Source organism: Roseburia sp. AF15-21 (assembly GCF_003479505.1).
In the GTDB taxonomy this organism is placed as follows: domain Bacteria; phylum Bacillota; class Clostridia; order Lachnospirales; family Lachnospiraceae; genus Roseburia_C; species Roseburia_C amylophila.
The window spans coordinates 1-14091 of record NZ_QUHG01000002.1 but is presented as its reverse complement, the minus strand read 5'-3'; the positions used below and the strand labels follow the sequence as shown (position 1 = coordinate 14091).

Below are 14091 nucleotides of genomic sequence, written 5' to 3'. Positions count from 1 at the left end.
ACATTTGAATTCCTACTAATTATATATGTAAGCTCCTTTTCCTGCAACTTAAAAATATAAATTTAATCCGGTGAGTTGCTTTTTTCATTTTCTGTGCTACACTGTTATTCATTGACAATGATATTTTCAAATACAAAGGAGTACACTTGATGAATTCAGTAAAGCTAATTGCCTTAGACATCGATGGCACCCTCTATAATAAAGACGGTGTCATTACCTCTTATAATAAAGAAATGATTCGAAAAGCCGTAGAAAACGGGATTACCGTTATTATCTCCACCGGCCGGCCTTATATCGGTCTTCCTGTGGATGAAATGAAGGAGCTTGGCATCCAATATGCCATTACTGCCAACGGTTCTGCGGTATACCGCGTCCCGGAAAAGGAACTGCTCTTAGATGAAAGCATGGATACCGATTTAAGTGTCCGGCTGTTACGCAAGCTCTATACGCAGTCTCTTCATATCGATGCCTTTATCAATGGTGACGGCTATACCCAGTTTTCCACCAGCGAGCTTACCAACCTATTAGATATTCCGGATTCCTTAAAAAAATATATCCAGACCACCCGGAAGACGATTACTGACTTAGCTGCTTATATCGAAGAACATAAACTTTGTGTTTCAAAACTGACTTTAAACTTTGCACCGGATGCAGATGGAAGCTATACCACAAGAGAAAAAACAAAAGAAATCTTAGACACCTTCCCGGAAGTCACTTATGTGTCCGGCGGTTTTCATAACTTAGAAGTTACCAGATGCGGCATTGCCAAATCCAAAGGACTTAAATTCCTCTGTGATTACCTCCACATTTCCATGGAAGATACCATGGCGGTAGGTGACAGCGAAAATGATCTCGATATCGTCAAAGCTGCCGGCATTGGCGTTGCCATGGGAAATGCGCAACAGCTCTTAAAAGATTCGGCTGATTTCATTTCCCTTTCTAATGAAGAAGATGGTGTTGCATACGCAATCGAGCGGTTCTGCTTTTAACAGAACCGCTCGTTGTATACGCTAGAACTTTGTACATACTTTATATTTATGTCGTAAAGTATTCATCGTATAGTCGTTATAATCTATTTTCTTATCCTTCTGAAGTCTTCCTAATACAATACCTGGATCACGATTTATTTTATTTGCAAATTTCTTAATAGCCTGTAAATCAAATTCACCCTGTCTTATAAATTCCTGATAATACCCTTTCGGAATCAGACTATCTTCTGCGAAACGATTCGCCGCTTCCTCCTGCTCACCACAATTTTTAATGTTTCATGTACTTACCATCTTCTACTAAAAAAAGACCTTGCAGAAAGGATTTCTCCTATCTACAAGGTCTTGCTCTTCTTTATTCCTATTTTTTATTTGAAGTATGCTACTCCACTTTCGAACAGCTTCATATCCTGCTCGCCGTAAATGTTGACTGCAACAGACTCTCCACGACGCTCTGCATGTGCCATCTTACCAAGGACACGTCCGTCCGGACTGGTGATACCTTCGATTGCCATGTAAGAACCGTTTACGTTCCACTCTTCATCCATGGTTGGAACACCGGCTTCGTTTACATACTGGGTTGCCACCTGACCATTCTCAAAGAGCTTGTCTAACCACTCCTTCGGAGCAACGAAACGTCCTTCTCCATGAGATGCCGGGTTACAGTATACGCCGCCAAGCTCAGCCTGTGCTAACCATGGGGACTTGTTGGTCACTACCTTGGTATATACCATCTTGGAAATATGACGTCCGATGGTATTGTAGGTCAGAGTCGGTGAATCCGGTCTCTGGTGTGTAATCTTGCCGTAAGGAACCAGACCTAATTTAATCAGTGCCTGGAATCCGTTACAGATACCAAGTGCAAGACCGTCACGCTCATTTAAAAGCTTGTTTACAGCTTCTTTCATCTTCTCATTACGGAATGCTGTTGCAAAGAATTTTGCTGAGCCTTCCGGTTCATCTCCTGCGGAGAATCCACCAGGGAACATGATAATCTGTGCTTCATCAATTGCTTTTACAAATACATCAACAGAATCACGGATGTCTTCTGCATTTAAGTTCTTAAATACCTTTACGGTTACATCTGCACCTGCATTTTCAAATGCTTTCGCACTGTCGTACTCGCAGTTGGTTCCCGGGAATACCGGAATAAATACATGTGGGCGGGCAACTTTGTGCTTGCAGACATAAATGTCTTTTGTATCGTAAAGTCCGCTCTTCACTTCTTCTGTTCCGGTGGTTGCTCTGGTTGGGAATACTTTCTCTAAAGTCTGTCCCCATGCTTCGATTGCTTCATCCATGGAAATGCTCATATCACCATAGATAAAGTTCTTGCTGTCATTTACTGCACCCACAACAGCTCCGTTCGCTGCAAGGCCTGCTGCTGCAAGGATTTCCTGTGCTTTTACAACTTTATTTTCCGGAACTTCTGCTACGATATTTCCAAAGCCCGATGCAAATAATGTTTCTTTTGTTACATCTACATTTACAGTAACGCCAAGTTTATTACCAAATGCCATCTTGCTGACTGCTGCTGCAAGACCTTTTCCGTCTAATGCATAAGCTGCTACGATAACGCCTGTCTCAGTCATCTCATGAATTGCATCATAAAGCTTCATAACCTGTGCGTAATCCGGCATATCATAAGCATCTTTTTCGATGGTAAATAACATCAGCTTATCATTTTCTTTCTTAAGCTCCGGTGTGATAACATCTTTTTCTTTTGCTACATCAACTGCAAAGGATACCAGTGTTGGCGGTACATCAATTTCATTGAAGGAACCGGACATGGAGTCCTTTCCACCGATGGATGGAAGTCCGAAACCAATCTGCGCATTATAAGCACCAAGCAGTGCTGCAAATGGCTGGCTCCAACGACTTGGCTCCTCCGACATTCTGCGGAAGTATTCCTGGAATGTGAAACGAATCTTGTGGAAATCACCACCGGCTGTTACGATACGGGAAACAGACTCTAATACTGCATAAGCTGCTCCATGGTATGGGCTCCATGAAGATAAATATGGATCAAATCCGTAACTCATCATGGTTACTGTATCGCATTTTCCATTCATAACCGGAAGTTTTGCAACCATACTCTGTGTCTCGGTCAACTGATATTTTCCACCATATGGCATGTATACACTGCCTGCTCCGATAGAACCATCAAACATTTCTACGAGACCCTTCTGGGAACATACGTTAAGGTCTTTTAATTCATTTAACCATGCAGCTTTCATATCGCCTGCTGCAACTGCTTCTTCTACAGCCTTTGTGCCGATTTTATTTAAATAATTCTCTTCTTTTACCGGAAGCTCTACCTTTACATCAGTCTCCTGATGTGCTCCGTTGGTGTCTAAGAATGCTCTGGAAAGATTTACAATTTCTTTTCCTCTCCAGGATAATACTAATCTTGGCTCTTCGGTTACAACGGCAACTTTCACAGCCTCTAAGTTTTCTTCTTTTGCATAATCTAAGAACTGCTGTGCATCTTCCGGTGCAACAACAACTGCCATACGCTCCTGAGACTCGGAAATAGCAAGTTCTGTTCCGTCCAGTCCAGCATATTTCTTAGGTACTTTATCCAAATCAACCTGTAATCCGTCTGCAAGCTCTCCGATTGCTACGGACACTCCACCGGCACCAAAGTCATTACATTTCTTAATAATGTGGGCAACTTCTTCTCTGCGGAAAAGTCTCTGAATCTTACGTTCGGTAGGTGGGTTACCTTTCTGAACCTCTGCTCCACAGGTATCAATGGATTCTGTATTGTGTGCTTTAGAGGAACCGGTTGCTCCACCGCAGCCATCACGTCCGGTACGTCCGCCTAAGAGGATAATAATATCTCCCGGATCAGAAGTCAGTCTCTGAACGGCACGACGAGGTGCTGCTCCCATAACGGCTCCGATTTCCATTCTCTTAGCAACATAATCCGGATGATATACTTCTTTGACATATCCAGTAGCAAGTCCAATCTGGTTACCATAGGAACTGTATCCCTGTGCTGCGCCGCGAACCAGTTTCTTCTGAGGAAGCTTTCCTTCCATGGTATCTTTTACAGATACGGTAGGGTCAGCAGCTCCGGTTACACGCATTGCCTGATATACATAGGTACGTCCTGACAACGGGTCACGGATTGCTCCACCAAGACAGGTTGCAGCTCCACCAAACGGCTCGATTTCGGTTGGGTGGTTGTGGGTCTCATTTTTAAAGTTTACAAGCCATTCTTCTGTCTTGCCATCTACTTCAACAGGCACTACGATAGAGCAGGCATTAATCTCATCGGACTCTTCCTGATCCTGTAATTTTCCTTCTTTTTTCAGACGCTTCATTGCCATTAATGCAATGTCCATTAAGCAGACAAATTTGTCATCTCTACCCTCATACATTTTCTTATGTGTATCAAGATAATCCTCATATGTCTTTTCCATTGGCTCTTTGTAAAAACCATCTTCAAATGCAACATTTTTCAGTTCGGTAGAAAATGTGGTATGACGGCAATGGTCTGACCAGTAGGTATCCAGCACACGAATCTCGGTCATGGATGGGTCTCTATCTTCTTCTCCATGGAAATAGTTCTGAATATGTAAGAAATCCTTGAATGTCATAGCCAGTCCAAGGGAATCATAGAGTGCTTTTAATTCCTGCTCCGGCATATCCTTAAATCCAGTCATAATCTTAACATCTGCAGGCTCCGGGAACTCTGTTACCAAAGTCTCAGGCTTCTCCATGCCGGTCTCTCTGGAATCTACCGGGTTGATGCAGTGATGCTTGATTGCCTCTAACTGCTCAGCGTTGATATCTCCGTAAATAACATACGTTGTTGCGGTACGGATAACCGGCTCTTCATCCTCTTTTAAAAGCTTCACACACTGCTCTGCAGAATCTGCTCTCTGGTCGAACTGTCCCGGAAGGAATTCAACGGAAAATACTTTTCCATCCCCCATTTCAAAATTCTCTTCATAGACATCATCTACCGGCGGCTCTGAAAATACAGTCTGAACTGCTCTTTTATATACATCATCGGAAATGTTTTCAATATCATAACGAATCAGGACACGTACCTTATCTACTGCGCTGATTCCAAGATAACTCTTAATCTCTGCATGTAACTCTTTGGCGCGTACTGCGTAAGCGTCTTTTTTCTCTACATACACTCTTCTTACCTTACTCATCTTCTACCTCCTGAATGTTTACTTTCTTATGCTCATTATAGCACGGCATTATGAATAAGAACAATTAATATATTTAATTTTATTTATAAGAGTTACTAATGTTGACACAGTTATAAGCGTCACTTATAATAAAGGAAAATATGTAAGATATGCATTCTGATATGATAAAGGAGCCATTATGGATATTAATTACGAATTATATAAAGTATTCTACCACGTTGCTACTTCCTTAAGCTTCTCGGAAGCCAGCAAGCAGCTTTACATTTCCCAGTCTGCAGTAAGCCAGTCCATCAAGACCTTAGAAAAGAAATTAGAGCAGCCGCTTTTTATCCGGAGCACCAAGAAAGTCCAGCTTACTCCGGCAGGACAGGTTCTGTTAAAACACATTGAACCTGCCATGAATCTCATCGCCCGCGGGGAAAACCAGCTCTTAGAGTCCAATACTCTTGGATTGGGTCAGCTTCATATTGCTGCCAGCGATACTATCTGCCGCTATTTTTTAGTACCTTATTTAAAAGAATTTCATAAAAAATTTCCCAGCGTTCCCATCAAGGTTACCAATGCAACCTCTCTTGGCTGCGTTGACCTCTTAGAGCAGGGAAAAGTCGATATTGCCGTTACCAACTGCCCGAATGTACGATTAAATCAATCCTACATCCGCAAAATGGTACTGGATTTTACGGATGTATTTATTGCGAATCCATCCTACTTTAATTTAAAACAACAGGAATTAAGTTTCCGGGATTTAACAAAATATCCTCTGCTGATGCTCGATAACAAGAGTACCACCAGCGAATTCATGCACAATCTCTTCCTCTCCCATCAGTTGGAGCTGATTCCGGAAATTGAACTGAGCAGTAATGACCTTCTGATTGACCTTGCCCGCATCGGTCTTGGCATTGCCTGCATTCCGGACTACTGTTTAAAACATGAATCCAAAGATTTGTTTATCTTAAAAACCTTAGAACCTCTTCCGCGAAGACAGCTTGCCGTCTCCGTCAATCCGAATCTTCCGATTCTTACTTCTACGGAAGAATTCTTAAACCTGCTGCCGACATTATAAATGCATTTCCTCCCAGAAGGTTGTCAGCTTTTCTTCCAGATTGGAAAGTTGGCACACACTCCGCTGTTCCCACTCTCTTGGGAACAGCCGCTGATAATCATTCTGCAGAAAGCGTTCATCCAAAAGCTCGATAATTCCCACGTCTTCTGCAGTCCGGATAACACGTCCCGCTGCCTGAAGTACCTTATTCATTCCCGGATACCGATAGGCATAGTCGAATCCCATGCCCTCTTTCTTATCATAATACTCTTTTAAAATTTCCCGCTCATTGCTAATCTGCGGCAGACCGGTTCCTACGATAATTGCGCCAATCAACTGCTCCCTCTTTAAGTCAATTCCTTCTCCAAAGATGCCGCCCATAACACAAAATGCCACCAGGGACTCTTCTTTTTCCTCCTGAAATGCTTCTAAGAAAGCTTCTCTTTCCTCTTCCCGCATGCCGGATTCCTGACAGATGCAGGTAATTGTTTCATCCATCCGCAGTTCAAATGCCTCATGCACTTTTTTCAGGAAAAGATAGGATGGGAAAAACACCATATAATTGCCCTTTTTCTTCTTTATTGTACGATAAATATAATCTGCAATCCTTCCGTATTCTTCCGGTGTTCTTCTGGTATATTTACTGCTGACATCATTTCCGATTAACAAAAGTCTCTTATCCTGAGAAAATGTTGTCCTGGCATAAACCGCATAATTATCCGTTTTATTCGTCAAAAGCTCCTTATAATACTGAACCGGCAGCAGCGTTGCCGAGAAGAAAATCGTAGCATTTCCCTTATCCAGACACTCCTGCAGATTAAAGGACGGATCCACGCAAAAAAGCTTTATGACAAATCTGCCCTCTTCATCATGCTGCCCGTAAATTACATAATGCTCATCCACACGCTCATAGATATTCAAGAAATTGCGCAATTCAAAATAGAAATCAAGAACCACATCCCGCCCCGGGAACTCCGGATTCTTCTGCATATATTCTTCGATTTTTGCTGCAAGACGCATACAGGAGAAAATGAGATTCGGAATGCTTTCGTAAATCTGATAGGTTTCGCATTCTCTCTTATATTCTAACATCAGCTTATTGCATTTGCTCAGTTCCTTCTCAATGGCAGAGCTTCTTGGCTTCATAATTTTCCGCGCCGCAAGAATATCCTCTTTGACAAGGGCGGCACTATACATCTCCCGTCCACGTTCCACAAGATTGTGTGCCTCATCCACCAGAAAGATATAATCACCCTTGATGCCATCTGCGAAAAAACGCTTTAGATACACATTCGGGTCAAAGACATAATTATAATCACAGATAATATTATCCGCCCAGGTTGCCGTGTCCAGACACATTTCAAACGGGCAGACCTGATATTCTTTTGCATGTGCCTGCAAAACTTCTCTTGTCATATTATTTTCTTTCTGTAATAAATCGTAAACCGCATCATTTACCCGGTCAAAATGCCCCTTTGCATAAGGGCAGCTTACGGGATTACAGTCCACTTCCTCACAAGGGCATAATTTTTCTTTCGCTGTAATCTGCACACTTTTTGCCCGATAACCCTTTTCACATAAAATGCCAAGGGTCTCTTTTGCCACATTTGCGGTAACAGTCTTGGCAGTTAAGTAAAAAATCTTATCACCTAATCCTTCTCCCACCGCTTTGATTGCCGGATATAATGTAGAAATGGTCTTGCCTACTCCGGTGGGTGCCTGAATAAACAGATTCTTTTTTCTGGCTATCGTACGGTAAACCCCGGCAGCCAACTCCTTCTGTCCCTCCCGGTACGGAAACGGAAATGCCAGTTCCTTAATGGATGCCTGCCGTTTCTTCCGCCACTCATACTGAAAATCCGCCCATTTCTTATATTTTAAAATCAAATCTGAAAACCATTCCTGCAGCTGCTGCATACTATATTCATAAGAAAAATATTTTAAATCTCCGGTATCGAGATTTCCATATGTCATCTGAACATTGATTTTCTGTAAATCATTCTGGATTCCATATATGTACGCATAGCACTTTGCCTGTGCCAGATGTACCTTTACGGGTTTTTCCAATAAGTCAAGGCTTAAATATACGCCTTTTATCTCATCAATGGTAACTGTTTCTTCTATTATAATGCCGTCTGCCCGTCCCCAGATTCCAAGCTCATAATTTTCTTCCTCAATGATAATATTTAAAGGAACCTCGGCATGGTAAGTGCTTCCCATCTTCTTTTGAATCTTCCGATGGAGTCTGCTGCCCGCCTGCATGGCTTCCATCGTATCAAGACTGGCTCTGCGGTTATCAATGTCTCCGGAACGCAAGATAAACTCCACCAGATTTCGTACCGATATTCTTATCTGCTCACGTTCCATTCCGCTGTCACCCCTTTTCATCCCATCTTATACTTATTTCTATTTATGCTATTCACTATTTTTTCTATTTATCAATTTTTGAAAAATCTCATTTTTCTAGCAGACTTTAAAGGAATTGAAACGTACTCTCATTTCATAATAACAAAAAAATACCAGATAGAAAAGACAATATCCAAATTGTCCGCTACCCGGTATTTCTTCTTACCTTATGAACCTGTATTTTCTGGCTGCCAGAAAACCTGTGCCATCATTTAAGCAGTTGCATACTTGCTTAATACATTCTCAAAGTTCATATCATGTCCGCCATACTTAACAGTAAGCTCTCGATTCAGATCTAGACTTAATACTCCAAGAAAAGACTTTGCGTCAATTATTACTCTATTGTATGAAATATCAATGTCAAAATCACATTTTCCTGCCTCACGTACAAAGTCTCTAACCTCTTCTGTGCCAGCTAATTTGATTTTCTTTTCATTCATTTTTTTCACCATCCTCAAAAAAATAAACTGATTTACTTTTGATTCTTGAGCATTATGACACCATTTCTTTTTTTTGTCAATTTTCGCTTACCATCTTAGTATATGAATTTTATGAGCATTTTACACAATAAATTTTTCTGTTTTTCTCCATTTTGGTCTTACCAAAATTAGTTTGCCTGTCACATTTTGTCGTTTTTTATGGTACTTTAGTCACATTTACAAGTTTTTTTTTACTCAGTCAATATTTTTTATCGTTTTTCACAAATTTTTGTGTCAAAAAATAAGGTAATAAGCCTCGCATTCCTTCAAAAGTCTTCAAAAAAGCTCCAAATTCCATCATTATTCCTAAACTTCTTTCCACACATAACATTTACATAATACTTACTATTGCACTTTTTTCCGTACATTCAGCGGTTTTCCATATAAGTGGACATTTTGTGTATTATAACGTGATTGTATCACTCATTATATTACGTCTTTCGAAGATATCCAGATCTGCTTTTTCTTGAAATATACTATCTCTATAATAATAAGAAGAACGGACACTCCGATTACTGCCAGATAACCATATTTCCATTGAAATTCCGGCATTCCCGGAAAATTCATTCCATACCAGCCTGTAATTAGTGTCAATGGCAAAAAGAGAGTTGTTACAATGGTCAGAATACTCATAATCCGGTTCTGGTGAATATCAATCTGCGTCTGATACATTTCACGGATTTGCTGTAAATACTCGCGGATTGTCTCTACGTAATTATGCAGCCGTTCCACACGATTCATATAGCGTTCCCAGCCCTGTTCCTCTTCTACTAAAGACTCCCGGTTCATATACATCTGCATGAAATCTCCCATATTCATCAACTGTTCATAATATGCCCGGCTCTCTGAAAGCTGCTTCCGATAACGCATAATTACTTCATTAAAATGCTCCGGTATCCTCTTAATTACAACATCCTCTACCTTCTCCAAATTTTCCTCTATCTTTTGCAGATAAAGAATATCATTGTCAATTAATGCATTACAAATAAAGAGCAACACCATATGAAGTGTGCAGCCATCAAACATATCATTTTTGACCTTTGCCAATATTTCCTGTAATTCCTCATCTTCTTCTATTAAAAATAGTTTATTTTCAAAGAGATAAAAGCCAAAGGAAAACTCTTTTTCCTTTTTACTTCCCTGTTTTGGTACATGTATAATCCCCTGTACACATTCATGAAATGCCTCTACTTTGCTATAGCGGATAAAACGCATGCTGCTAATCAGATTCTTTCGATGCGGATAATTTCCTTCTAATTGCTGAAATTCTTCCATATTTAATAGTATTATCTGCGGTTCTGATTCCTTTTCTATATTTTTCCCATTATCCCTTGCTAAAGAAAGTTCTCCTGATGCCGCATGCAACCAATACCTGTTCATTTCTCTTACAGCTCCCTTCCTCACAATCCTGTTTTCATTCATCACATATTTTCTTCTATGTCAGCAGACTACCCTTTATAAAACTTCTCTTTCATTACTTTCTCTTAGATTTTAACACTCTTTGTCTATTTTATACCACTTTTCTTTTTTATACAAAATTTACTGCTAATAGCTGTTTGTGAATTCATGCTAAGTCTGCCAGTAGCTTCTTACGAATACCTGGCACAACTACGAGAAACACGCTTTGCGAGTTTCTCGCTACTCGCATAACAAAGAATGTGCCTTGGCACATTCTCACGCCTGCGGCGGTCGCTTGCGACATCTACCTTATACGCCGCAGTGTGCATCCTCGCAGGGCGTTTTTTACTTTACAGGAAAGCAATTTCCTGTAAAGTAAAAAAAAGAAAGTATAAAATATACTTTCTATTTAAGAACAGGGGTGGAAGGAATCGAACCCTCCTCTGGAGTTTTGGAGACTCTTATTCTACCGATGAACTACACCCCTATATGCTAAAATGACGTACAAGTACGTCACAATAGGTTTGTTTTGTAACATACCTTCAAAACTTCATACAGGAATCCGAAAACTTTATTTCTAAGATGGTCATCTCAAATGCTTCGCATTTTCGATGTCATTTGCAGGCAAATGTTCGTCCGGCTTAAGAGCTGTTTCCGCAGATAAATCTGCTCCACATCTCTTCATCCGTCCTACCATCTTACTGCTTTTTGGTCAAGCCCTCGACCGATTAGTAACAGTCAGCTCCACACGTTACCGTGCTTCCACCTCTGCCCTATCTACCTGATACTCTTTCAGGGGTCTTACTGTCTTATAGACAGGGACATCTCATCTTGGGGGGGGCTTCACGCTTAGATGCCTTCAGCGTTTATCCCTTCCGGACTTGGCTACCCAGCTATGGATTTGGTATCCAGCTGATGCACCAGTGGTCCGTCCAGCCCGGTCCTCTCGTACTAAGGCCAGCTCCCCTCAGATATCCTACGCCCGCGCCGGATAGGGACCGAACTGTCTCACGACGTTCTGAACCCAGCTCGCGTACCGCTTTAATGGGCGAACAGCCCAACCCTTGGGACCTGCTACAGCCCCAGGATGCGATGAGCCGACATCGAGGTGCCAAACCACTCCGTCGATGTGAACTCTTGGGAGTGATAAGCCTGTTATCCCCAGGGTAGCTTTTATCCGTTGAGCGATGGCAATCCCACTTTATGCCACCGGATCACTAAGTCCTACTTTCGTACCTGCTCCACCCGTCGGTGTCGCAGTCAAGCTCCCTTCTGCCTTTGCACTCTTTAAATGGTTTCCGACCATTCTGAGGGAACCTTTGAGCGCCTCCGATACCCTTTCGGAGGCGACCGCCCCAGTCAAACTCCCCGCCTGGCATTGTCCCACCGCTGGTTCACAGCGGCTGGTTAGAAACCCAATACTGCAAGGGTGGTATCCCAACAGCGACTCTGTTAAGACTGGCGTCCTAACTTCTTCGTCTCCCACCTATCCTGTACATGCAGTACCGAATCCCAGTACCAAACTGGAGTAAAGCTCCATGGGGTCTTTCCGTCCTGGCGCGGGTAACCAGCATCTTCACTGGTACTTCAATTTCACCGGATGTATTGTCGAGACAGTGCTCAAATCATTACGCCTTTCGTGCGGGTCGGAACTTACCCGACAAGGAATTTCGCTACCTTAGGACCGTTATAGTTACGGCCGCCGTTTACTGGGGCTTAAATTCAAAGCTTCGCTTGCGCTAACCTCTCCTCTTAACCTTCCAGCACCGGGCAGGCGTCAGCCCATATACTTCACCTTTCGGTTTTGCATAGACCTGTGTTTTTGCTAAACAGTTGCTTGAGCCTATTCTCTGCGGCCTGATTTCTCAGGCACCCCTTCTCCCGAAGTTACGGGGTCATTTTGCCGAGTTCCTTAACAATACTTCTTCCGTCGGCCTTAGGATTCTCTCCTCATCCACCTGTGTCGGTTTACGGTACGGGCACATATGGCACAATAGCGGCTTTTCTCGGCAGCCGGTCCGCATGCTTCGCTACTCTAGTTCGCTCCACATCACAGCAAGGACTTTCGTGTGCGGATTTGCCAGCACACCATCCCCTCTGCTTGTACCAGTCTTTCCATTCCTGGCTCATGCTTTCCTTCTGCGTCCCCACAGTTCTGACCATATGTGGTACAGGAATCTAAACCTGTTGTCCATCGGATACGCCTCTCGGCCTCTCCTTAGGTCCCGACTTACCCAGGGCAGATCAGCTTTACCCTGGAATCCTTGGATATTCGGCCGGAAGGATTCTCACCTTCCTCTCGCTACTCATTCCGGCATTCTCTCTTCTTATCCCTCCACTGCTCCTTACCGGTACAGCTTCGTCGGTCTTAAGAATGCTCCTCTACCAATCATACTAGGTATGATTCCACAGCTTCGGTGTTGTGTTTCAGCCCCGGACATTTTCGGCGCAGGGACTCTCGACTAGTGAGCTGTTACGCACTCTTTGAATGAATGGCTGCTTCTGAGCCAACATCCTAGTTGTCTTTGAATCCCCACATCCTTTTCCACTTAACACACACTTTGGGACCTTAGCTGGTGGTCTGGGCTCTTTCCCTTTTGACTGTCCAACTTATCTCGTACAGTCTGACTCCCGTTCATCATCTTAATGGCATTCGGAGTTTGATATTCTTTGGTAAGCTTTGACGCCCCCGCGGAAATTCAGTGCTCTACCTCCACAAGACTAAAACGAGGCTAGCCCTAAAGCTATTTCGAGGAGAACCAGCTATCTCCGGGTTCGATTGGAATTTCTCCCCTATCCACACCTCATCCCCACCCTTTTCAACGGATGTGGGTTCGGTCCTCCAACGCCTTTTACGGCATCTTCAACCTGGACATGGATAGATCACCCGGTTTCGGGTCTACTCCTACTGACTAAACTCGCCCTGTTAAGACTTGGTTTCCCTTCGGCTCCGGACCTTAAGTCCTTAACCTCGCCAGTAAGCGTAACTCGCCGGACCGTTCTACAAAAAGTACGCGGTCGCACATATAAAGTGCTTCCACAGCTTGTAAACACAGGGTTTCAGGTTCTCTTTCACTCCCCTCCCGGGGTCCTTTTCACCTTTCCTTCACAGTACTATGCGCTATCGGTCACTAAGTAGTATTTAGCCTTACGGGGTGGTCCCCGCTTATTCCATCAAGGTTTCTCGTGTCTCGATGTACTCTGGATACCGCCATGTCAGCTCTTCTTTCGCTTACGGGACTTTCACCCTCTCTGGTCTGCTTTCCCAAAACAGTTCTGCTGGAATTGCTGAATCAATTATGCGGTCCGAACCCCGGAATGCACGCACTCCGGTTTGGGCTCTTTCCATTTCGCTCGCCGCTACTTTGGAAATCGATTTTTCTTTCTCTTCCTCCGGCTACTTAGATGTTTCAGTTCACCGGGTTCCCTTCCATACGTTATGGATTGGCGTATGGATACATGAGGTATTCTCATGTGGGTTTCCCCATTCAGACATTCACGGATCAAAGGATATTTGCTCCTCCCCGTGACTTTTCGCAGCTTATCACGTCTTTCATCGGCTCTTAGTGCCAAGGCATCCACCCTGCGCTCTTCTTCGCTTGACCTTG

The 14091-nt window shown here is 43.0% G+C and carries 6 protein-coding genes, 1 tRNA gene and 1 rRNA gene; 2 read left to right on the top strand and 6 right to left on the bottom strand.

What is annotated here, in order from left to right; all coding sequences use genetic code 11:
* Positions 1 to 149 precede the first annotated feature (149 nt).
* Positions 150 to 989, top strand: a complete 840-nt coding sequence (locus DWW33_RS03015) for a Cof-type HAD-IIB family hydrolase (RefSeq protein WP_022242649.1) — start codon at positions 150 to 152, stop codon at positions 987 to 989.
* Positions 990 to 1354: 365 nt separating this feature from the next.
* On the opposite strand, the gene DWW33_RS03010 is transcribed toward DWW33_RS03015, so the two are convergent.
* Complete coding sequence (locus tag DWW33_RS03010) at positions 1355 to 5158, bottom strand: phosphoribosylformylglycinamidine synthase (protein WP_117840654.1); 3804 nt, start codon at positions 5156 to 5158, stop codon at positions 1355 to 1357.
* 178 nt (positions 5159 to 5336) lie between these two features.
* Here DWW33_RS03010 and DWW33_RS03005 point away from each other — a divergent pair, with 178 nt between their 5' ends.
* Positions 5337 to 6221, top strand: coding sequence for a LysR family transcriptional regulator (locus DWW33_RS03005; protein ID WP_022243377.1), 885 nt, complete (start codon positions 5337 to 5339; stop codon positions 6219 to 6221).
* Here DWW33_RS03005 and DWW33_RS03000 read toward each other — a convergent pair.
* The 5 genes from DWW33_RS03000 to DWW33_RS02980 all read right to left on the bottom strand — a co-directional run bounded on the left by DWW33_RS03000 (position 6216) and on the right by DWW33_RS02980 (position 14088).
* Positions 6216 to 8567: an ATP-dependent DNA helicase gene (locus DWW33_RS03000; RefSeq protein WP_117840652.1), complete on the bottom strand. Its 2352-nt coding sequence runs from the start codon at positions 8565 to 8567 to the stop codon at positions 6216 to 6218. The two genes, DWW33_RS03005 and DWW33_RS03000, sit on opposite strands and share 6 nt — an antisense overlap.
* Before the next feature lie 251 nt (positions 8568 to 8818).
* Positions 8819 to 9046: an HPr family phosphocarrier protein gene (locus tag DWW33_RS02995; protein WP_117698613.1), complete on the bottom strand. Its 228-nt coding sequence runs from the start codon at positions 9044 to 9046 to the stop codon at positions 8819 to 8821.
* Between the two features lie 465 nt (positions 9047 to 9511).
* A complete protein-coding gene (locus DWW33_RS02990; RefSeq protein ID WP_158565963.1) occupies positions 9512 to 10465 on the bottom strand; it encodes a magnesium transporter CorA family protein in 954 nt (317 codons plus the stop codon).
* Positions 10466 to 10899: 434 nt separating this feature from the next.
* Positions 10900 to 10970, bottom strand: a tRNA-Trp gene (locus DWW33_RS02985).
* Between the two features lie 221 nt (positions 10971 to 11191).
* A 23S ribosomal RNA gene (locus DWW33_RS02980) occupies positions 11192 to 14088 on the bottom strand.
* Positions 14089 to 14091 lie beyond the last annotated feature (3 nt).

Bases quoted from the DNA above. Each gene is read 5' to 3' on its own strand.
- DWW33_RS03015 (WP_022242649.1), top strand. From the start codon at position 150: ATGAATTCAGTAAAGCTAATTGCCTTAGACATCGATGGCACCCTCTAT.
- DWW33_RS03010 (WP_117840654.1), bottom strand. From the start codon at position 5,158: ATGAGTAAGGTAAGAAGAGTGTATGTAGAGAAAAAAGACGCTTACGCA.
- DWW33_RS03005 (WP_022243377.1), top strand. From the start codon at position 5,337: ATGGATATTAATTACGAATTATATAAAGTATTCTACCACGTTGCTACT.
- DWW33_RS03000 (WP_117840652.1), bottom strand. From the start codon at position 8,567: ATGGAACGTGAGCAGATAAGAATATCGGTACGAAATCTGGTGGAGTTT.
- DWW33_RS02995 (WP_117698613.1), bottom strand. From the start codon at position 9,046: ATGAATGAAAAGAAAATCAAATTAGCTGGCACAGAAGAGGTTAGAGAC.
- DWW33_RS02990 (WP_158565963.1), bottom strand. From the start codon at position 10,465: ATGAACAGGTATTGGTTGCATGCGGCATCAGGAGAACTTTCTTTAGCA.